The organism is Undibacterium sp. KW1 (assembly GCF_009937955.1).
Taxonomy (GTDB): Bacteria; Pseudomonadota; Gammaproteobacteria; order Burkholderiales; family Burkholderiaceae_D; genus Undibacterium.
Genome location: NZ_AP018439.1, coordinates 4,707,263 through 4,728,842 on the forward strand (window position 1 = coordinate 4,707,263; position 21,580 = coordinate 4,728,842).

General features: G+C 50.8%; 19 protein-coding genes. 3 read left to right on the top strand and 16 right to left on the bottom strand.

The features are described 5' to 3' along the window. Nucleotides 1–47: 47 nt before the first annotated feature. The 7 genes from UNDKW_RS21015 to UNDKW_RS21045 form a co-directional block, all read right to left on the bottom strand. Entirely contained in the window at nucleotides 48–362 is a 315-nt protein-coding gene (locus UNDKW_RS21015) for a cell envelope biogenesis protein TolA (protein WP_162060305.1), read from the bottom strand. 319 nt (nucleotides 363–681) lie between these two features. Next, nucleotides 682–1,140: a hypothetical protein gene (locus UNDKW_RS21020; RefSeq protein ID WP_162060306.1), complete on the bottom strand. Its 459-nt coding sequence runs from the start codon at nucleotides 1,138–1,140 to the stop codon at nucleotides 682–684. A 49-nt stretch (nucleotides 1,141–1,189) separates the two neighbouring features. Beyond that, a complete protein-coding gene (locus UNDKW_RS21025; protein ID WP_162060307.1) occupies nucleotides 1,190–1,945 on the bottom strand; it encodes a hypothetical protein in 756 nt (251 codons plus the stop codon). Further along, complete coding sequence (locus UNDKW_RS21030; protein WP_162060308.1) at nucleotides 1,942–2,751, bottom strand: hypothetical protein; 810 nt, start codon at nucleotides 2,749–2,751, stop codon at nucleotides 1,942–1,944. The genes UNDKW_RS21025 and UNDKW_RS21030 overlap by 4 nt, the downstream gene beginning before the upstream one ends. After that, entirely contained in the window at nucleotides 2,748–3,632 is an 885-nt protein-coding gene (locus UNDKW_RS21035) for an ATP-binding cassette domain-containing protein (protein ID WP_162060309.1), read from the bottom strand. Before UNDKW_RS21035 ends, UNDKW_RS21030 begins: the two co-directional genes overlap by 4 nt. A gap of 520 nt (nucleotides 3,633–4,152) precedes the next feature. Continuing rightward, the gene (gene dapF, locus UNDKW_RS21040) at nucleotides 4,153–5,001 is read right to left on the bottom strand and encodes a diaminopimelate epimerase (RefSeq protein WP_197892961.1); all 849 of its coding nucleotides are present in this window, start codon (nucleotides 4,999–5,001) and stop codon (nucleotides 4,153–4,155) included. A 102-nt stretch (nucleotides 5,002–5,103) separates the two neighbouring features. Beyond that, entirely contained in the window at nucleotides 5,104–6,060 is a 957-nt protein-coding gene (locus tag UNDKW_RS21045; RefSeq protein ID WP_162060310.1) for a zinc-binding alcohol dehydrogenase family protein, read from the bottom strand. A gap of 102 nt (nucleotides 6,061–6,162) precedes the next feature. On the opposite strand from UNDKW_RS21045, the gene UNDKW_RS21050 reads away from it, so the two are divergent. Beyond that, complete coding sequence (locus UNDKW_RS21050; RefSeq protein ID WP_162060311.1) at nucleotides 6,163–6,615, top strand: MarR family winged helix-turn-helix transcriptional regulator; 453 nt, start codon at nucleotides 6,163–6,165, stop codon at nucleotides 6,613–6,615. 539 nt (nucleotides 6,616–7,154) lie between these two features. Here UNDKW_RS21050 and UNDKW_RS21055 read toward each other — a convergent pair. The 4 genes from UNDKW_RS21055 to UNDKW_RS21070 all read right to left on the bottom strand — a co-directional run bounded on the left by UNDKW_RS21055 (nucleotide 7,155) and on the right by UNDKW_RS21070 (nucleotide 10,569). Then, complete coding sequence (locus UNDKW_RS21055) at nucleotides 7,155–8,402, bottom strand: amino acid--tRNA ligase-related protein (RefSeq protein WP_162060312.1); 1,248 nt, start codon at nucleotides 8,400–8,402, stop codon at nucleotides 7,155–7,157. A 113-nt stretch (nucleotides 8,403–8,515) separates the two neighbouring features. Further along, a complete protein-coding gene (locus UNDKW_RS21060) occupies nucleotides 8,516–8,674 on the bottom strand; it encodes a hypothetical protein (protein ID WP_162060313.1) in 159 nt (52 codons plus the stop codon). 118 nt (nucleotides 8,675–8,792) lie between these two features. Continuing rightward, nucleotides 8,793–9,947, bottom strand: a complete 1,155-nt coding sequence (locus tag UNDKW_RS21065) for a serine hydrolase (protein ID WP_162060314.1) — start codon at nucleotides 9,945–9,947, stop codon at nucleotides 8,793–8,795. 244 nt (nucleotides 9,948–10,191) lie between these two features. Then, nucleotides 10,192–10,569, bottom strand: coding sequence for a hypothetical protein (locus UNDKW_RS21070; RefSeq protein WP_162060315.1), 378 nt, complete (start codon nucleotides 10,567–10,569; stop codon nucleotides 10,192–10,194). Nucleotides 10,570–11,081: 512 nt separating this feature from the next. Between UNDKW_RS21070 and UNDKW_RS21075 the strand changes: the two genes are divergently transcribed. Next, on the top strand, nucleotides 11,082–13,979 hold the full coding sequence (locus tag UNDKW_RS21075; RefSeq protein WP_162060316.1) for a diguanylate cyclase: 2,898 nt from the start codon (nucleotides 11,082–11,084) through the stop codon (nucleotides 13,977–13,979). Between the two features lie 230 nt (nucleotides 13,980–14,209). Here the strand turns inward: UNDKW_RS21075 and UNDKW_RS21080 are convergent, their stop codons facing one another. From UNDKW_RS21080 to UNDKW_RS30870, 5 genes are all read right to left on the bottom strand, one after another. Further along, entirely contained in the window at nucleotides 14,210–15,106 is an 897-nt protein-coding gene (locus UNDKW_RS21080) for a hypothetical protein (protein WP_232063072.1), read from the bottom strand. A gap of 318 nt (nucleotides 15,107–15,424) precedes the next feature. Next, complete coding sequence (locus tag UNDKW_RS21085; RefSeq protein ID WP_162060318.1) at nucleotides 15,425–15,751, bottom strand: hypothetical protein; 327 nt, start codon at nucleotides 15,749–15,751, stop codon at nucleotides 15,425–15,427. A 60-nt stretch (nucleotides 15,752–15,811) separates the two neighbouring features. Further along, nucleotides 15,812–16,243, bottom strand: coding sequence for a hypothetical protein (locus UNDKW_RS21090; RefSeq protein ID WP_162060319.1), 432 nt, complete (start codon nucleotides 16,241–16,243; stop codon nucleotides 15,812–15,814). Between the two features lie 226 nt (nucleotides 16,244–16,469). After that, nucleotides 16,470–17,585, bottom strand: coding sequence for a helix-turn-helix domain-containing protein (locus UNDKW_RS21095; protein WP_162060320.1), 1,116 nt, complete (start codon nucleotides 17,583–17,585; stop codon nucleotides 16,470–16,472). Nucleotides 17,586–17,961: 376 nt separating this feature from the next. Continuing rightward, on the bottom strand, nucleotides 17,962–18,096 hold the full coding sequence (locus tag UNDKW_RS30870) for a hypothetical protein (protein WP_255431516.1): 135 nt from the start codon (nucleotides 18,094–18,096) through the stop codon (nucleotides 17,962–17,964). A 1,035-nt stretch (nucleotides 18,097–19,131) separates the two neighbouring features. Here UNDKW_RS30870 and UNDKW_RS21100 point away from each other — a divergent pair. Then, entirely contained in the window at nucleotides 19,132–21,423 is a 2,292-nt protein-coding gene (locus tag UNDKW_RS21100) for a pre-peptidase C-terminal domain-containing protein (protein WP_162060321.1), read from the top strand. The last annotated feature ends 157 nt before the right edge of the window (nucleotides 21,424–21,580 follow it).

The following is a 21,580-nucleotide window of genomic DNA, read 5'->3' on the forward strand; positions in this document are numbered from 1 at the left end:
TGCTGCCGGCAGGTGTTCCAAAATTACTGATTATTTCTGACTAAAACTTATTTCGATGCTGCGCTGGCGGCGGCAGATGCGCCTGCTGCTTTTGCTTCTTTCTTGGTGTGCTTGGCAGCTTTTTCACCTGTGTGCATTGCTGGCTTGGCTTCAGGAGCAGATGCTGCTGGTGCTGCTGCAGAAGCACTGGCTGATGCAGAAGCGGCTACTACTTTAGCTGCCGGAGCAGATTTCGCTACACTCGCTGCTGCGGCTGTCGCTGGTTTGGAAGCAGCAGTAGCAGATGCAGAAGCTGGAGTTTGTGCAAAGGCGCTACCCATAACAACTGTGGAAGCGATGATGGCGGTGATCAGTTTGTTCATGATATTTCCCTCTTTATGTTTGGGTTGGCTTGCTTGATTTTTCATTTCGTAGTGTCGCTACGTAAGCCAAAAACGCCGCCCAGCTACATTGCGTTGACGTAAGAAACCACAGGGCATGGGGCTTAGTGTTGTTGCTCTAAATGGCAGGTAGCTTGTCAACCGATCACCAGGTTCATGCGTTACGCGCGTAGGAACAATAAAAAACGACGCCTGCAAACTGCATGGCGTCGTTTTTTTATGGTGCGTCTTGACGCACCATATCGTCAATCATCAGGATGGATAAAAGAGAAAAACGGTGCGTCAAGACGCCCGCTACTGGCTATTTTATAGCCTCAATTTTCTTCTTCATGAAGTCAAATAACTCTTCATTCAACTCAGTGATCTTGAGGAACAAAGGAATGTATTTCAGTGCGACAGTACATGCTTGCACGGGATCATCCTTGACATCTTTTGCGCCTAATTCATTTTGAACCATCATCACGGAAAGTTGTTGCTCTTGAAGCTTCAGGCTGAGATATACGTATTGTCCGTTCTCCTGCATTTTCTTCAAGAATTCAGATTTCTGTACTTTTGTCCATCCAAGCGCATCTGTCTTCACATTAAATGATTGCAGAGTCTCATCAAGCCTTGTTTTCTGTTGCGCTTTATTGGCAGAGATATCCGCTTTCATTTTCGCAGCCGTGATGCGTACAGCTTCTTCATTTTCACATTGCGCCAAGGCCATATTGCTAGACAAAAAAATGACCAATGCAAGTATGCAAATTTTATGTATTTTCATGACAGTTTTTAAATGCAAATAAAAAAATGATGAAGTCAATGACTGACATTTATTTTTTTTTATCAAAACGCGCCAATCTGAAAAATTCTGGTTTCCCGGTTATTTTTACATTTTCACCCAGGTCCAGCAAAATTTGCTGTGGCACGCGCCCTGGATGTACATCCAGATCACCAAAAGGCATTTGCACGTCGAGTTGATTGATCTGCGCGCCTTCTTTCACAGAATAAGTGATAGCACAGCATTCTTTTTTTGGTGGTGATACACAGGCAGATACCAGCCTGAGCTGGTTGACTTTCAAACTATCGACCTCTATATGAGAGTCGCAATCACGGACGAGCAATTCCAGCGAGGTATCAGGTGCTGTGAAACTGCCCGAGATTTCTGCATTTGAAGCACCGGTAAGCTCCAGCCTTCTTACACTCACCGGGAGACGGATTTCCAACTCCCCAGTCCTGTAATGCCTCATGTCCGATTTGCTCGAATTTAATCTGATGTGAAAGGCATCAGCAGCCGCTTGCATGCTGACAGCAATCTGCAAATTCGGGTTGCTGACTTTTGCCTGCGTCATGCCAGGCTCAAAGATGAGTTTGATCTTTCCTACACCTCGATGAATTGCAAGCTGAGTATCGATCACTACTCTGGTATGCTGGCCCAGGTCAGCATATTGTTCCTTGATGTGTATGTTCTCGGCCGCTGCCAGCCGCTCTTTGTTCAAATAGCCCAGCATGTAATTGCCTGCGAGGTACCAGACAAAGGTGAACGCAAATAAGCAGACGCCTGCTTTGGAAAAAAGACGCGACATCATGCCACCTCCCTTTCCCTGATATGAAAATAAAGTGCAATCCACAAGAGAACAGGCACACCTGCCCACAAGCCGATGGAGAGTGCATATTCCATCGGCGTATAAATGTAATCTTCGGTGTAACGGTAATCCCTCATGAATATACCGGTTTGCGGAGCAATCCCCATCAGCAGCGTCAGTATGCCCAGGAAAAAAGTCGCCAGTACCGTGCGCAACACGGGCGAACGCCTGAAGTAAACCGCGCCACCAGCCACCAGCGCCTGTGCAAATGACAGCAGCAAAAAGGAAAATGCCTGGGTAAGGTGCGTTTCGTCAACGCCCTTGGCATTGCTGGTTGTCACAAAGGGAAAGAAAAATCGGAAATCCTTTTCGCAATGCTCGCAGACCGTCATGCTCGCCGTCACCGCCTTGGCCAGTTGCACCACGGGATAATGTATCGCCACATACAACAGGCTGTAAGCCAGTGGGTACAGGATACCTATCATCAGAAAAGCCATGAGCCATTTTTCAAATACCGAGCCAGGGCGCATCAAGGCAATCAGACAGGCACCGGGATTTTGCAGGTACTTGAAATGCCGCCACGCAAAAATCAATGCTGAACCCCAGAGACCCGTCATATACCAGAATGCCTGCCCACCGTAAGTGAACTGATAATTACTGCGAAAGCCATCGAGAGAAACTGTCAACACCATCACTACCAGGTCCAGCCCCACCAGCACACCCGCAAACCATACATATTCCCGCCAGCTCTCGGCCCAGTGGGCGCGCAGCAGGCGGCCAAAACGTTGTATGTCAAAAAAATCTGTCATTGCTCTTCCTTGGCAGCTTGTAACTGAGGCTGGGATTGCGGCCGCAAATAATCTGCCACCGCATCCAGCACACCCTGTTTATTGATGCTCAGCGCCTTGTACAATAATTCGAGATTGACAGCGCCCGGTTCACCCGTGGTATTGCGCGCAATATATGCCCATTGCTGGCCATAAGCTTCCTGGTAAATGCTGCCTGCGGTATCCGCCTGGTCGTCTGTGACGCCGAGTTGCAGCGCATGTTGCAGTGTCTGCATGCTGGCTGACAGTGCGAGTTTGCCACCATCAACGAACAGCACATGATGCATCAGGCTCTCAAGATCATGTGCCTGATGGGTGCTGATGATCACGGTACGGTTCGCATGTTCCTTGCCACCAAGGATAATCTTGAATTGCGAGCGCCCGACAATGTCGAGGCCGTTGGTGGGCTCATCCATCAGCAGCAGAGGCGTGTGCGTTGCCAGGGCAAAGGCAATGACGGCCTTCTTTTTCTGGCCCAGGCTCATCGCGGCAAAGCCCTTGTCATGCGGGATTTCAAAGATATCGGCATACTGCGCAAAATCACTGCCTGAGAAACGCGGATAAAACGGCGCATGCGTCTTTTGCAGCACGGCCATGCTGATGTCCGGCAGGTGAAACTCTTCTGGCACGACATACACCTGCTCCAGAAAAGTCGGCAAGCGTGCCGCTGGCCTGTAGCCCAGCACCTCCACCTGCCCGCCATGCGGGAACAGCAAACCTGACAAAATCTTCAGCAGCGTCGATTTGCCACTGCCATTGCGGCCAAACAGGCCATACACTCCAGGCTTGTCCAGCGCCAGCGAAAAGTCGTCATAGACGCGCTTCTTGCCATACTCAAATTGTAGTTGCGTGACTTTGATCATCAATTTCCTTACAGTGCTTTTTGTATGTCATGTTACGTCATGGTGCATGTTGTGCATGAAGCTGGCCGCGAAAACAAAGGGATGAATATAAGCATCCATGCCGGCAACAGTTTGCGTATCGAAGGCAGAAGTGTATTACTATTTTGAAAACAGTGGGAGATTTTGGTCGCAGTTGCGATCATCGAAGTTGAAAAGCTCGAGACGCATGAAAGCGCCATCCCCAATGAAAACATTGATCTGAACCTGTGATGATCTCAGGCGGTGTTGTGAGGCGTATGCTGAATCAGGGATTTTCTATCATCTCAAGCCATGCAATATCTGCGCCACAGCGCTGCATCCTTACGTGAAGACCATCTCTCAAGATCCCGCCATTGCCTGCGGCCCGGTGAAAACCGGGTGAGGAATCAAAAGCTGAGTAATCATGATCTAACAAAACGATAGTTTAGGCTACCACGGAGCGCAAGAGAAAATGTCGATGCAATACGATACGATGCGGGCGTCATTTGCTGCGGCGAGTAAGTCAGGCTGACTCCCGCGTTACAAGCACGCCACGGCATACCACCTGCACCGGCCCCGTCATCGTGACTTCAAAATCAGGCGAGATGGTAATCGCAATGTCGCCACCCCGCATGTGCACCGTCAGGTTCGCATCAACAAACCCCAGCCTGTGCGCCACGGAGGCGGCGGCGCAACTGCTGCTACCGGATGCATGGGTGTAACCTGCGCCACGCTCCCAGATTTCGAGCTGTATATTCTGGCGATCAAGCACGCGCAGGAACTGCACATTACTGCGGTTAGGGAAGAGTGGATGATGTTCCAGCAAAGGGCCCAGTTCTCTCGCCAGGGATTCGGTAGGCTCTGTTCCCAGCGTATCTGTCAGCACCACGCAATGCGGGTTGCCTATCGTCGCGCAAGATACCTGCACGCTGCGTTGACCAACAGCGATTTCTTCCAGCAGGACTTCACGCACCGGCCCTGCCACGGGTATCTGTGCTGAATCGAAACTGACCTGCCCCATCGACACTTCCACTAACTGCTGCTCAGGAAAAACCCTGGCCCGCACGATGCCGCCCCTGGTCTTGACAGTGAACACCTGCGTGCCAACCAACCCCTGGTCGTACAGATACTGGCAAAAGATGCGCAAACCATTGCCACTCTTCTCGGCCTCGCTGCCATCTGGATTGATGATGCGCAAACCAAAGTCGGCATCATCAGGATAAGTAGGGCCAAACAACACGCCGTCGCTGCCTATGCCAGTACGAAAATCGCACAGACGCCTGATCTCGTCCGTGCCAATTTCCATGGCAGATGCATCAACAACCAGATAGGCATTGCCGAGTGCCTGGTATTTTGCAAAACTGATTTCCATACCGGTATCCACCGCTTGTGTCATTAATACAGGCAACAAAGATACGGTAAACAATGCGCTTGTTCAAGCAGATTAGTGCAGGCGCAACTTTCGCCAAAGCCATCACGCCATCGTAAACACCAGCCTCGGCATGTTGGCATCCTTGCCCCAGTTCTCTTCCACCGCAGACAAGGGTGCTGTCTCCACCGCGATCTCGAACCCGCCTGGCACGGCAGCATGCAAGACTTCGCCTATCGCTTTGAACAGGCGCTGGGACGGGATGCTGCCTATGCCGCTGCCCATGAGCACGATGGCGGATGAACGCAACACCGCACTTGGCAAATTGATGTCTTCTCCACTGACCGAACCCACCTGCACAAAGCGCACGGGTACAGCTTCTTTGCCTGCCTTGGCGGCGGCGATGAGCAGCAATTCTGCACTCTGCCCCCACAGGTAATCGACGACCACATCTACGCCCCCGGCAAACTGCTGTTTGAAGACTTCTTCCATGGCTTGTTTATCATCGCCCAGAGGGATTATCACGTCTGCACCTATGGCTTGCAGTGCCTCCAGCGCCAGTTTGTTGCGGCCCGTGGCAATCACCTTCTTTGCGCCCAGGTACTTTGCAATCTGCACTGCCAGGCGGCCTGCTGAGCCAGTTGCGCCGTTGATCAATACGGTTTCGCCCGCCACCAGTTTTGCCCTCTCCTGCATGGCGGCCCAGGCCGACATGCCAGGGTTGGCAAGGGCTGCCGCCTTGATATCATCAAGTGCATCTGGCAGGGCTATGCATTGCGCAGCCCTGACTACGGTCTTTTCAGCCATGCTGCCAAAGGGCGCTTGCGGCAGGGCAAAATAGACGTGGCTGCCATCTTCCAGACGCCCTACGCCATCAATGCCCACCACAAACGGCAGGCTGCCTGCAGAACTATAATGCCTGCCCGAGGCGCGGCTTTTGACCACGGGGCTGAGCGCTGCTGCCGTCACCTTGACAATCACCTCGCCGTCACCTGCGACTGGCTCCTTGAAATCACCATAGACGGGTGGCTTGCCTGCTTCTACTACGATTGCTGCTTTCATATCTGCTATCCTTTGCTGAAATTATTCAGATTTGGCCAAAATGGATGCCCCGAATATCCGTGCATTATACACATATATTGAAATGAGCAAGGACAAGGAAAAATGAAGAAAGAAATTGGCGAACTGCGCGGTGCCCTGATGGATATCACCGGCGTGCTGAACCGCCCGCAGCCGGATGCCGCCCTCATTGCGGCGGCGGGCATCGATCTTGACCGCGCCCTCTTCCCCTTGCTGGTACGCATAGAACGCCTGGGGCCGATAGGCATAGTCGAGCTGGCCGAGCTGGTGGGCCGCGACCACAGCACTGTCAGCCGCCAGATCGCCAAGCTCGACAGCCTGGGTCTGGTCAGCCGCTGCCCCAGCCCGCAAGATGGCCGCGTCAAGGCCGCCGTCATCACCGAACAAGGCCGCGTCATGACAGATGCGCTCGATAGCGCGCGGCAAAAGATCATAGAAAAAATGCTGAGCGACTGGAAGAAAGAAGACGTGCGCGAACTGGCGCGCTTGCTACGGCATTTTGCGGATGATGCACTGGCCTGGGTGGGGGCTTTGTGAAGTTGCGATGGCGTTGATCGGGTTTATGGATAAACACGAAATGTCATTGCCACTGCAGCTGATTAACCAGTAGGGTGCGCCGTGCGCACCGTTTGTATTTTCAAATCGCCGGATTTAAAAATTGGTGCGCACGGCGCACCCTACTGCGGAACGATACGGCAATAGCAGCGACACACCATAGCGACAAACGCCACTGGCGCGCCAGCCCGGTAGATTCCAGCCTGCGCTGGAATGACGACTTTAAGTTCAGGGTCTGATTAGCAGCGTAAAGTTTGATGATCCGCCCCCATCGCAACCTCATCCCAGCGCAGGCCGGGATACATCTGCGCAAAATCCGTACTCCTGAAATGGCCAAGGATTTTGCAGATTGAATATCTGCCACTTCCAATCTGCTCGCACAAGCGCACATCCTTGACGCCACTTTAGCATCAAGATAATATCGCGCAACATTTTATCCTGCCGCAGGATAGATAAAAAAATCCAGTACCCTACCCGCATCAAGGCCAGCCAGTGACATCTCTCTTCCCATGCAAGACCTCTCAAGGCGCCAGCCTTCCCGGCCCCCGGTGAATAAACGTCGCCTCTTTAATCCCCGGCAAACCCAGAAACAAGGCAGTCAAGCGTGCCAGGCCCAGGCCAAAACCGCCGTGTGGTGGTGCTGCCAGTTTGAATGATTCCAGATAAAACTCCAGGCCCTTGCCTGTCAGCCCTTTCTCGGCAAGCTGCGCCATCAGGACATCGTATCTGTGTTCGCGTATGGCACCCGTGGTAATTTCTACGCCGCGATACAGCAACTCAAAACTCCGTGTCAGGCGTTCACCTTCACGCTTATGGTAGAACGGTCTTTGCTTCCATGGCACACGGGTCAGTGCCACCAGCTCGTGGCCCTGCTCTTGCATCATCGCACCGAGTCTTCGCTCTTCCTCGGCACTCAGTGATTCGTCGCCGGATACACCAAGCAAAGCCTGCGCTTCGGCAAATTCGAGAATATGACAAGCGGCTGGCACTGTCGCTTTGGGGTAATGCAAAGCCAGCTCAGGGCCGATTCTGGTGATCACCTGCTGCAAGGCGGCAATGATCATTGCGCACTCAAGTTCTATGATCTCGACTTCGCTTTTAACACCTTCGAGTTCCACGTCGAAGGAGATAAACTCAGTCGCGTGGCGCGAAGAAAAACTCGGTTCTGCCCTGAATACTGGCCCAACCTCATAAATCTTGCCCAGGCCCGCCATGATGGCAATTTGCTTGTAGATCTGCGGTGACTGGGCCAGATAAGCCCGTTCACCAAAGTACTTGACCTCAAACACCTCTGAACCAGATTCAGACGGCGCGCCCATGAGCTTGGGTGAATGAATGCCAATGAAACCCTGACTCCTCAGATAACTGGTCATCTCCATTTCGATTTCGCTCTGAACGATCAGCGCCAGCGCCTCTTTGCGATCACGGAAGCGCGCTGCTGGCCATGCCAGCCTGGTGCCAATTTCACTATCGCTGGATATAGGCCACTGTATCGTTGGTGACAGCAGCTCAATCGACTCTGCCTGTATCTCAAAGCCGCCTGGTGCCTGCGCTGATGAAACGACTATGCCTTCAACTGCCGCATACGCCTGCTGCATCAAGGCCTTCGCCTGTTCACGCGCCGCGCCCGATGCCACGACCTGCACCTTGCTCGCGCCCGACTGCATAATGACGAATGCCATTTTGCTCTGTATGCGGGTGGTCGCCACAAAGCCTTCTACTCTTACTTTTTTACCTGCCTGTACTGCGATTTCCTCGAATGTAAACATGTCCTGCTCCTTTGATTGCGGGTTGATAAAAATGCCGCCTTCGGATTCCGGAAATGAAAAAGCCCGGAATCTCCGGGCTTTTTGAATCGTGGTGTTCGCTATTTAATCTGATACTAATCAAATACAGCGAAACGACTCCAGCCCGGGTTCGAGTTGGAATCATTATTATTAATGCGGGCAACAAGCGACAAAACCTCGCAGCCACAGGCGAAGCTACGCAGGGAGCGTGGCTCCGGCGTACTTGCTATGCGTGGATACAAAGTAGTTTGCATGATTGTTGTCAAAAAATGGATGGGTGCCAGCGGCACACCGAGAAACTAGGCTATATCAAGATGATCCAGGCTGTCAATAGCCAATGCTGATTTACTGCGAGAACTGTACTGACACACCCTACTGTCCTGACACACTCTCCAGCACAGCAGCAATACGCCCCGCCAATGGCTGCTGACCCGGCTCATAGTTGGACAGCACGACCACGGTATAGCCCGCATCGAGATACATGTCGAGCTTGCTATATACCCCCGTGAACTGCCCGCTGTGTCCCACGACCTTGCCCAGCGGGCCTGTGCTTAATTCGAAACAGTATCCATAGCTGCCCTTGTCTGCACGGCCTGCGCTCTGGTCTTGCCAGAACAACTGGCGCGTCGCTGGCTTGAGCAGTTTGCCTGCCTGCAGTGCGTTGGCAAAGCGCAGCAGGTCATGCGTGGTCGAATAAGCCAGGCCATACGGCCCGCCGCGCAATGGTATGAGGACAGTGTTTTCTTTTCTGCCTGCCATCGCGGCTTGCTTGCCCAGATAACCGGTAGCGAGGTCTTCTACTCCCTCATCCCTGACATAATTATCTGTACTGTTCATGCCTGCCGCCATAAACACATGCTGGCGCACATAGTCATAATAATTTTGTCCCGAGACTTTTTCTATGATGACACCAAGTAAAAACGTGCCCATATTGCTGTACAAATAATTGCTGCCGGGAGCAAACTCCAGCCTCGCTTCACGTGTGAATGGCTTGTAGTCGTCCAGGTTACGCAGCGCGACCATCTGCATATACGGGCCGTTGAGAAACGTGCTATTGAAAAGATCGCCCAGGCCCGATGTGTGCGACAGCAACTGGCCTATGGTGATTTTTTTCGACACTTCAGGCGACAACCAGCTAGCATCCACATAGTTGCTGACAGTATCTGCATACGACAAACGCCCCGCCTCTGCCAACTGGCCTATGGCCACCGCAGTAAACATCTTGCCGACCGAGGCCACATTGAACCTGGTGTCTATCGTGTTAGCGACATGGTAGCGCTTGCTGGCTTCGCCACATGCCGCCTCACTGATGATCTTGCCGTTTTTTGCGACGAGGTAGGCACCTGAGAATTCATCTTTGGCGCAGGCGGTGTTGAACATGGTTTGCAGTTTATCTTTCAGTGCAGCTTCAGCAGCGGGCGACAGGACTGCATTTTTATCAGGCATTGCAGCCGTACTGGTTTGCGCAGTTGTAAGAGAAATCAGGAACAAACTCAATATGGCGGGCAGTGCATGGCTGGTGCGCATTGGTTTCCTTATCGGATGTATGGATGAGGGGCTGGCAAAATTTGTTGACCGCTATTGATAGCGTTGTGGATTTTATATGATTGTATTATTAAAATAAGCGGAGTTACGGTTCTTTGTATGCAGCCGCATGCAAGCGTCGTGCTGGCAACGGGCACGTCATGCGTAAGATAAGGCTGCATCCATCGCACTTGCATGGCTTACACCCCCAAGGCAATTTCAGTATCGCTGATAACCGTAGCTAAGCTCACTTTGCCGTTTTCCGTAACAATACAAAGGGTACTGCAAAGAATATTGCGCATAGCCATTCCACAATGAAAAGCCAGCCTGATTGAATTCCCGCTTCTCCGTCCGCGATGGAAGGGATGCCAGGAATATAACCACAATACAAATACACTGCGGCATAAATAAAGAAGACGATAAAACCGATTATGATTTGCGCCATCGACTTGGCAAATTGGGTCACCACTAGCCACATCAGTTGCGGAAAAGCCATCACCATTACGCTGGTAAATATTGAATCAAACAATGTCAGGTTGAACGCTACGCTCTCCCATGCCATAAAGAATTTGAATGAGGCAAGCGCAGCGAACAAAAGTGTGAGTACAGCACCAGGATTTTTCATTTGAATTTTCAAGGATAGCTTGACAGAACCGCAATTAGCAGGATTCTACACAGGCAAGTGGCAAGCACCAAGCTGACTCTTCGTGGAAAACAACTCGTGCCAAATCCAGGTCATCATCTATTTAGGTCTATCTTGCGTCATCATCATACGTAATTTACCAAGTAGATATAATCCACTTCACAACCACAATCATTGACTGTGCAGCACGCTTTTGAGCAGCGTGATACGCAAGTCGATGCTTGCTTCATCAAAAACTGCCGATCCATGTAGCGTGTTTACCCTTTTTGTGACATGCTTCCGCCCCGCTGAGAAAATTTCCTGACCATGGAAAATCGGTAGCTTTCATACCGGCAACTCTATGACATTTGCGTGACCAAAAATTTCGCTTGCATGTCAAATCGCACCAGATAGTCAAAAAAATGACGCCTAGTCAAGTTTAAGGAGTTGCGAAATTGTATTGCTACACAGGTCAATTCTTACCTCGCTTTGCCCGCTGCAAGATACTGAAGTTGATGGTCGTATTGAAGTTGATGTTCGTGTTAACGCTGGCGATATGGGTAGTACCTGCCCGGTCGCAACAAATACCGCTACGCTACTACACCCAGCTCGACGGTCTGAGCAATCTCTCAGTCACGGCGATGGCGAGTGATGCTGACGGCTATATGTGGGTGGGCACAGAGAACGGACTATTTCGCTGTAACGGCGCAGAATTTCGTCGCTACGCCCAGGAACAAGGCTTGCCCGATCCATTCATCGCCGCCTTGTACGTGGATGAGCAGCGGCGGCTATGGGTGGGAAATAATGAAGGCCTCTTTCTCAAGCAGGGCGAGCGCTTTGTGCCTATGCTCCACAATGGCAAAAAACTGCCGATTGCACCTGGCCAGAAATTCTATTCCTCACCGGACGGCAGCCTGTACTTCATCAGCCAGCAACATCTGTATGCGCTGAACATGGCCAGCGGCCAGCCGCAGTTGCAGGTGATACTTCCGAACCAGCAACATCTCGCGCAAGCAACGCCAGATACCCTGTATGGTCTTTATCGTGAAAAAAACGGTGATTTCTGGCTGGGTTGCGGTTCATCGATCTGTCAATACTCAGGCAATCAAATTCATGTATGGGATGCAGCGCAAGGTGTACCGGGCGACCAGTGGCTGAGTTTTCACCGCGACAACAGCGGGCAACTCTGGGCCAGGGGCGAGCAGCATATCGTGGTTCTGCAGGCCAGCGAAAAACACTTCACCGACAGAACACCGCACGGCGACATCCTGCATAAAAAAGGCCTGGTCACCTGGATATCGGCCGATGCAGAAGGACGCATACTCAGCAATGCCGACCAGTCACTGATACGCTGGAACAAAGACCATTGGGACAATTTTGACCGGAAAAATGGCTTAAGAATAGCAGGCGGCCTGACTGCCCTACTGTATGACAAAGATGGTGGCATGTGGTTGGGTTCACGCGGGCTGGGCCTGATCAAATGGCTGGGTTCTGGCAATTGGGAAAGCTGGACCATGGCGCAAGGCATGCCTGACGATGTTGCTCTTTCCATGGTCAGGGATAAGGACGGGGTTTTGCATATAGGTACACGCTCTGGCCCGGCACAACTACGTCCCGGACAACGGCAATTCAGTAGCATGAATGCCAGACTGGAAAAGCTGGACCATCAGTGGTCAGGCATGGTGGTCGACAATTCTGGCGTGGTATGGGGCAGCACTTATTTCGGACAGTTGATGCGTTTCGACGCAAAGGCGCGGGTCTATCAACAACTGGCAAGCCTGCCCCAGATTTTTAGAATGCTGCCAGACCGCCAGGGCAACATCTGGCTGGCGACCATAGAAGGCTTGTTCGTCTTTGATGCCAGTGCCAGCAAGATCAATGTCGTGCGCCCCGCTGGCCTGGATGGTTTGCAGATTCCCAAGGGCGTCAATTTTCGGGATCTGTGCCTGAGCCCGAACGGCAACATCTGGTTTATGGCACGCGATCAACTGCTGCGCTTTGATGGCAAAAACTGGGCTACTTTCGAAGTGCGCTACAACGGCCAGTCACCTTATATGTCCGCCATCAGTTGCACGGTAGAGAATGACTTGTGGCTGGGTACGCGTCACGCAGGCCTTTTACGTGCCACTGCCAGTGCCAGCGTCAACAACGGCGTCTTGCAGTTACGCCAGCAAGAGTCTCCCGTCTTAAAGAACAAGATCATCTTTTCCTTGCTGGAAGACAGCCGTGGCTGGCTGTGGGCAGGTACCGATGCCGGTATCGCCGTCTGGAATAAAAAACAGTGGCGGCTATTCAATCAAAGCAATGGCTTCGTCTGGAACGAAACCAATGGCCACAGCTTTTATGAAGACAGCGATGCCGCCATGTGGGTGGCCACCAGCAACGGTATCTCACACATACTCAAACCTGAGAACCTGTTTAAAGAGCATGAGCTCAATACCCTGATAGAAAGCATACATAGAGATGGCAACAGCTATGCCAGCGATAAACCGCTGGCGCTGACCTGGTCACCACAGCCGCTGGAACTGGTGCTGGCCAGCCTTAATTTCAGGAACCGCAGCGCGCTGGAATTTCATTACCGGCTCAGCGGGCTGGAAGAAAACTGGTCAAGCTCAACGACACCCAAAGTGCGTTACACCGCGCTTGAACCTGGCAGCTACCGCTTTGAATACTTTGTCAGCAATGCCGATGCCCAGCAAACCTCGGCGGTCAAATCGCTGGAACTAATCATACAGCCGCCGTGGTGGAGAACCATCTGGTTTTACACGCTGCTTGCCACCGCTATGCTGATGCTGGTTTTTACCCTCCACCGCTATCGCCTGCGCAAGCTGACCGAGCTACAGGCTCGTACTGAAGCCATCGTCCGAGAACGCACACGTGAACTGGAAATATCCCGCGAAGAACTCAAGGTGCGCGCTTTGCGTGATGGCCTGACATCTGCCTGGAACCGTTCTGCCATGCTGGAAATGCTGGACATGGAACTGGGCAAGGCACAACGCCAGCAAACGCCCTTGCTCCTGGCCCTGCTGGACCTCGATCACTTCAAGCGCATTAACGACACCTACGGCCACCCTGCTGGTGATGCCGTCTTGGTCGAGGTGGTGCGCCGCCTGAATGCCACCGTGCGTCAGTCAGACGCGGTTGGCCGCTATGGTGGCGAAGAATTCCTGATCATCATCCCCGGGCTTGATGTCGCACATGGCAAAGGCCTCATCGAAAGACTGCTCAAATCAGTCCGCGAAAAAGAAATCATCATCAGCGAACACCAGTCCATCGCCGTCACCAGCAGCTTTGGCGTCATCGCCTTTGATCCACAACACCCGATGACAGCCGCCGAACTCATCTCGCACGCCGACCAGGCCTTGTACCGATCCAAACAACAAGGCAGGAACAGGGTTGAGTATGTGGAGTGAAGATAGAGCGGTAGGTCTGTAAAGCGGTAGGTACGATTAGCGAAGCGTAATCGTACAATTCGTAGCAAATTATGCAGCCCGTAGGGTGCGTCTTGACGCACCGCTTATTGATCAAAAAATTTTAATACCCACGTACATAAAGGTGCGCCGAGACGCACCCTACTTCACTTTTCGATCAGAAAAATTCAAGGCAAACGCACATAAGGTGCGTCAAGACGCACCCTACATCACTATTTCTTTTCCGCTGGCATCTGATCCACCGCCTGCGTTATCGCGTCCTTGAAATTCAACTGGCCTTCCAGATAAGGCTCCCATACCTGGTCTATCAAATCCAGATATTCTGGCCAGGCTTTTTGATACAGGCCATTCTTCAATGCGTAGGGCTGGTAGTCCAGATTGGCGCTCTGCTTGAGCACATCCTGGGTCACTTTACCCACCGTATAAAATTGCAGCACATGCCATAAGTCAGACTCGCCTTGACGATGCGCGGCCTTCATCCTGTCGTTGATGGCAGCGACCAGGGTGTCAGTAACGGTAGTGTGCGATGCCTCGTGATACAGCATTTCCAGCGCCGCCAGGCCCTGATAATCTGGGCGGCCACTGGGCATGATGATCTGTTCATCGGTATAGGCGCCCTGCCTTGTACCCGTCAGCACGACGATATCACTGCGTATGGGCTTGACCGGAAAAGCATGCACCATATACTTCTCTATGCGCGCCTGTATTTCCTTGCCATAGCTTGCGTCCAGCTGTTTAGTCTGCTTGATCCAGTCCTGGTTGCTTTTGTTCTGCGATGCCCAAATGCAGCGCGCATACACGGGCGCAACCCGGTTCAACACAGCAATGAGCGGCGCCGGAATAGCCAGGCCAGTGGCGTCACGACGCTGGTCATCTACACTCAGGCCACGCTTGATGCCTTGCATGGTCGCGTCAAACAGCGGATCGCGTTTGGCATAATCAGCCAGGTAAAAATCAACGGCGTCTTTCAGGATGGCAAATTCTGCCTCGGCAGGTTTGTTATCCCATGGCAGCTCTTGCAGTGATTTGTTACTGACCGACACATCCAGCAGAAAATGGTGCAGGTTCATTAAAAACGCGCTGTGATACTCAAAGCTGGCACGCTGCATGGGCAAACCAGGCTTGCCGTTTTCTGCACTGTGGGCAGTCGTTAGGAATGAACAAGCAAGGGAAAGAGAGAGAAAAAACTTCAGAACAAGGCGCATAGTAATTCGATGGGGAAAGGTAACAAACTGCTGACTTGGCTTAGGACTTGGACATACTTAAAGCATGCAAATTCTTATGCGGTCATTCTCTCTTAATTTTGCTGGCTCCTGTATTTTTATGCAATGCCAAATCCACAATATTAAGAATGGAATTCAATTTACCAGCGCCATTGAAATATATTCGACAGAATTTTCATCAAAACATAGAATTTTGCACGGCCCTTATTTGCCCATCCACTTCTTCAGAAAACGCTTTTTCAATGCCGCCCGCTCCTGCGGAGTACGCCCCTTTTGATTGGCACCAATTTCAGCCGCAGCGGCCATGTCGCGCGCAGAATGATAGGAATGCCCGTCCTTACCCATCTTCCATACATTGCTGACTTGCCGCTCCTGCACAGGCAAATGAGCGTCCAACCCTGCTGGTGTTGCACTGACAAGTGCCACACGTTCAGTGCTACGCCAGCGACTGTGCCAGCGCTTCTTTTCTTCCTTCTCGCTTTGGCAAACACAGTGGCCCCAGACAGGGTTTTTACGGCGGCTATTACTCATGAGCTCATCTCACTTCTCAATTTTATGATAGCTGGTTGCAGTAAGTCCGAACTACACACACTACCCGCCTGACTGTATAGTTCTGTAGCAATCAAGAAATCCGCCATCGCTCTTGATGGCGAACGATGCTATTTCTTGCAGCGTCCAGATCGCAGAATAAGTATCATCGACAACTCCGGGCAAGAAACTGATGAGCCGCAGCGCGAATGCACTGGCATCATTCACACCTTTGTTGGCGCTAACCCTGCGCATCTCTATTGCCAGCGATACGCCTGGCATGCCCTGTAGTGCCTCTGTGACGCTGGTTATGTTTTCAGGCTCATACTCAGTGAGCATGTCATCATAAAAATAAATAGTCAGAGTGTAGTCTTCTCTATCGGGGTATCGCCATGTCTGTTTTACATACTCAATGGGAGTCGCCATGTGATCAACTACCTTATCAACAAACTGACGGTCTTGAGTACGAAGATGGACTATGATGGATTCTGCCATGGTGAGTTTTTCTGGTTGTCAGTGGGTACGATGGGTAGTTGCGATCGTAGGTACGATTAGCGCAGCGTAATCGTACAAATCGTGTTCACATCATATGGCCATTTTCAGAAGAGTTTTCTCCCCCATCCCAATGACGTCAATGTTTCTTTTTTGGATCAGACTGTATATACAGTCTGCACAACATGCGTACGATTACGCTGCGTTAATCGTACCTGTGTGCGCTTTGCTAAGATTTTTGCATCGACCAGATATCAAACAAATTTTTTAGCTTAATCATTTCCACTGGATCGAAATAAAAATTTTCGTTTGCTTGGGCAATTCTATTCTTACGAATTTTGCCTATTTCATCTTCTGGCTGAGCATCAAGCGCAGATAGGTTTTCTTTGACGTAAGTCTCAAATAATCGTCGTTGCTCCTCACTTTTATATAAAATAAAAGCCGCTTGACTCATAGGTGAATGAAAATCATAAGTCCCTTTGGTCATGAAGTACAAAAATGCACCGTCCCGTCCGTTTAACTCAAAGTACTGATACCAAATTTCGCGTGATTTAGTCCTAATACTAGCATTGGTGGGATCAACAAATTCTATACGAGAATCATCACAGCACACGTACGCCAACGTAAAAAGAACTGTACTTAGATATCGAAATTTAGCTGTGCCAATAAACGACTTTTCACTTATGTAAAAGTAGCTATATACGTCTTTGAATGCCTTCACCTCACCAAATTCTATTTGATATTCAGGGTAAAATTTGTGATAACAGAATCTTCCATTGCTAAAATCTTTTTCCCAATCGTCTGGATGCTTTAATAGTTCTTCCATGCGCTGTGCAGGTTGTAAGTCCAAGCCAAATCGCTCGCGCCACATGGCTTCGATCCTGCGCAAATCGGCACTGGATGTTATTGGTGTATTCGTGTCTGAATTTCTACAGTAGATATGGTGTGCCTCAACTACTTTACCATTATCACGATAATCTTCAGTCAAATAGTATGGCTTGTTCGGATGGTCAAAAACTATGACGACATCAATTTCTACCCCTGCCATTATTAGGGTTCGCAATTCAATTTCGGGCCTAATATCACCAGCGAAATTTTTCGAACGTAAGAAATCTATTATGTCAGCCTGAGACCGCCTACCTTCACTAGGCACGCCTTTTATTTCACAGCCACTCGAGGGGTCAGATACGCCATAGATAAGATATTTATTGCATTTGGTAATTGTATTTGCCAAACACAAAATATCATGTAACAAAACTGCTTTATTCTCATGATGGCGCTCTTTGAAATCCCAATAATCACCCTCTCTCTGTGACGCGACTAAATCTTGTATTTTTTGACGCAAGAGTCCTCCCTCATAGAAATCAAATTATTAATCGTCATCCCGGCCTTGTATCGTACCTGAAGACCTCATGCAAATGACTACAATCTCGCACACCGAAACAAATAAGTACAAGGTTTATGCGGTCAACCGAATGTAGCCAACTACGCTAGATCATGTAGTGCATTGAATGCGACACCAATATTTCTCCAGCGATTTAAAAACAGTATTCGACACATTACAAGTTCATACATCTCGGCAAGTACCTAACCTGCTGGATATGTCCTAGCACAGGAAAAATAAACTCTGGCAAAGCTGCGCAGGGCGCACCCAACAAATACAACAGCTCCTGCAAAGCGCCCAAGACCACAGCAATTATCTAGTCTGCTTACGATTGTACTTAACGAAGCAATACTTTTTGATCTGCACGTATAGGATGCAAGCGGACTACGCATGCGATAACGCCACGTACCGTATCTACGCAAACGATCACAATGATGATGTCTATCGCGGGCATGGTAACTAACACGGACATGTTACTTTCGACTTTTTTCTGCATTGGTGACTGAGGAGAACAATGCCCCTTAGCGTTCACTTTACTGGCTGAGAACACGCCTTGAGCAATACCGACAATCCTGATTATCATAGAATGCCCCACGCTCGCCAACCCTAATGACATGTTTGCGCTGCCTTTCAGGCGACCTGAATGCAGATATCAGCTCACTTGGCACGCAGATGATTTATCAACACCAGAAACTGCACATTAAAAAGCACGACCACACACTTGCTTGCTGCATTTGTTTTTACCGACAAGCGCTGCTCAAACCACCGTTCCAAGTACATCCGGCGCCCAAAAATTTAGAGGCCAAATTCTAATTCTGCGTCTGTTTAGTTGATGTGATTCACACAAAAAGAAATCCGCTAAAAAGCTGTATCACAACATCCATTTTTGCCTGTTTTTTTTACATAAACGACCGCAAAAAATGCGCAAACCGGCACAGGAAATGGGGATGGATATGCGCTTTTTGGGACGGTTTTGTTGCAATTTCACAACCATTTTCTACTGCTCACACATTCCTTTTCAGTAATGAAAGTATATCTTTTCCTCTATGAAAATAAGTTTTCATCAATTTCAAGGTAAATGATTAAAAAAATTTGTCTATACATAAACACTTATTGCTTTTGACATATTGTTAAAGAATGTCAATAATTTGGCTCTGTTACAAAATGGCAAACTGGTATTGAACAGTTCCAGTGCCTATAAAAAATTCGGCAGTGAATATCGTCTTGCGCGGCTGTTGCCATGCGCAAGTGGTCTTACTATTGCCTGAAAGAATTGTTGTGTGGGGAAAATGATCAATTGCCTGCATGGCAATGTGGGACGAAGGGCGGGCCTCGCGCAGCCTGCCTGGGTGTCTCTGGATGTAGGGTAAAAGCGGTGCGGATACACCGCTTCTGTCTGTGCATCCATCCCTGTTTTGGGAAGAATGGGGATGAGTACTTAGCCAGACCGACGCCGCCAACAAGCTTCGGTCACATACTTCGTATCAAAAAAACAAGGAGAGAAGTAATGCGTACCAGCAGTAACCTACAACTACTAACCGGCATTTCCATGGCCGTTGCCATGCTGTTCAATACGGCACAGGCATCTGCCGAACAATGGGCGCCAACAGCGACCAAGGCAACCAGGATACCTACAACGGTATCGTCGAAGTCAGTGGCAACGCTGATGCAGGCGGGCACACCAACGCAGATTTCGGTTGCCCTGAAGCTGCGTAACAAGGCTGAGCTTGATGCCATCACCACCGGCATCCTGAACGGCAAAAACGTGAAGACGATTTCGAATGCCGAATTCATGAACCGCTTTGCACCGACCACAGCCCAGGTGCAATCGGTCGTGAATTACCTGAAGGCCAGCGGTTTCGTCAACATCACGGTGTCTGACAACCGCATGCTGGTGACTGCAAATGGTGCAGCAGCAACGGTAAAAACGGCGTTCAACACTGACCTGCAAACCTTTAGCATTGATGGCCGTACTGTGCATGCCAACACGACAGATGCACAGATACCGCAATCGCTGTCTGACATCGTGCTGGCTGTGCATGGTCTGCAAAACGTGCACACTTACCGCACTCACCTGGTCAGGCCCAATGCCAATACACTGGCCAGCACCGGGCACAATCCTACCGAGTTCTCGGCGATCTATAACGCCAGTGGTCTGCCCAGCGCTGTGAATGCCACCATAGGCATTATCACGCAAGGCAGCATGACACAGACCATCAAGGACTTGAACACGTTCACAAGCAAAGCCGGTTACCCGACTGCGAATGTGGAAACCGTGACGATAGGTTCACCCAGCACTGACACTTCCGGTGTCGGTGAATGGAATATGGATACGCAAGATGCGCTGGCAACTGCAGGCGGCACGATCAAGAAGATGGTGCTCTACACAGCCAACACACTGAACCTGACTGACATCACGGCAGCCTATAACCGCGCGGTCAGTGACAACGTGGCCAAGGTCATCAACGTGTCTTTGGGTATGTGTGAAAACGATGCGCAAAATGGTGGTATCACGGCCAGTAATGACCAGATATTCCAGACAGCGGTGGCACAGGGCCAGACTTTTGCAGTCTCGTCCGGTGACTCTGGTGCGTATGAATGCGGTGGCCCAGGTACTTCGCAAAGCTATCCATCGGCTTCACCTTATGTGATCTCGGTGGGTGGTACCTTGCTCAATACTTCTGGCACAACCTGGGTATCTGAATCGGTATGGTCTTGCACCACGGCGGCAAATTGCCAGGCATCTGCCAGCGGCGGCGCTGGTGGCGGGCCATCCCTGACAGAATCAGCACCTAGCTGGCAAATCAGTTCTGGCGTTTTGGGTTCTGCAACCAAACGCGGCACGCCAGATATCTCGTTCAATGCTGACCCTGCCAGTGGCGCTTTGGTGATCGTCAATGGTTCCAACCAGCAGATCGGTGGTACCAGCCTGGCTGCACCTATCTTCACCGGCTTTTGGGCTCGTGTACAGTCGATGAACAATAACAGCCTGCCCTTCCCTGCTGCTGCGATCTATCAAAAAGCAGCCAGCACACCGGGCATGTTCCACGACGTCACCACCGGCAGCAATGGTGGTTATAGCGCCAAGGCAGGCTGGGATTATGCCAGTGGTTTTGGTAGCCTGAACATGGCTAACTTTGCCGCCGCCATGGGTTCTACACCGCCACCACCAAATGTACTGGTCAAGGATGTACCGATCACAGGCATCAACGTGGCAACAGGTGCCAACCTGGTATATACCTTTGCAGTGCCAGCCGGCGCGACTAACCTGAGCTTCAAAACCACAGGTGGCACAGGCGATGCTGATTTGTATGTACAAGTGGGTTCTGCTCCAACGACCACGACCTACCTGCAAAAATCTGATGGTTCTACCAGCACTGAAACCGTGACAATCGCATCACCAACAGCAGGCACTTACTATGTCCTGCTGAATGGTTATACGACATCCAACGGCGTCAACCTGGTGGCAACTTACCAGACCGGCACACCAGGTAATGTATTGAACAATGGCGTACCAGTCACAGGCATCAGCCTGGCCTCTGGCGCATCATCGGTCTATACCTTCGTGGTACCTGCTGGCCGCCCAACAGTGACATTCAAAACCAGCGGTGGCACTGGCGACGCTGACCTGTATGTCAAACTGGGCTCTGCACCAACGACCTCGTCTTACCTGCAAAAATCTGATGGCGCCAGCAACAATGAAAGCATCACCATCAATTCACCAGCAGGCGGCACTTACTATGTCATGGTCAAGGCCTATAGCGCGATCAGTGGCCTGAGCCTGGTCGCAACGGACTAAGAACCTGTACACAATCTGTAGCGAGTGGGCGTCAGCGAGGAGAAGAGCAACGCAAACAGCGGAATGTCTCGAGTACATGAGCATGTTGAGCAGCACATGAACCTCGATCACGCCCGCGCAGTAAGATCGTGAACAGGGTTAAGGCACGTCCTGATTT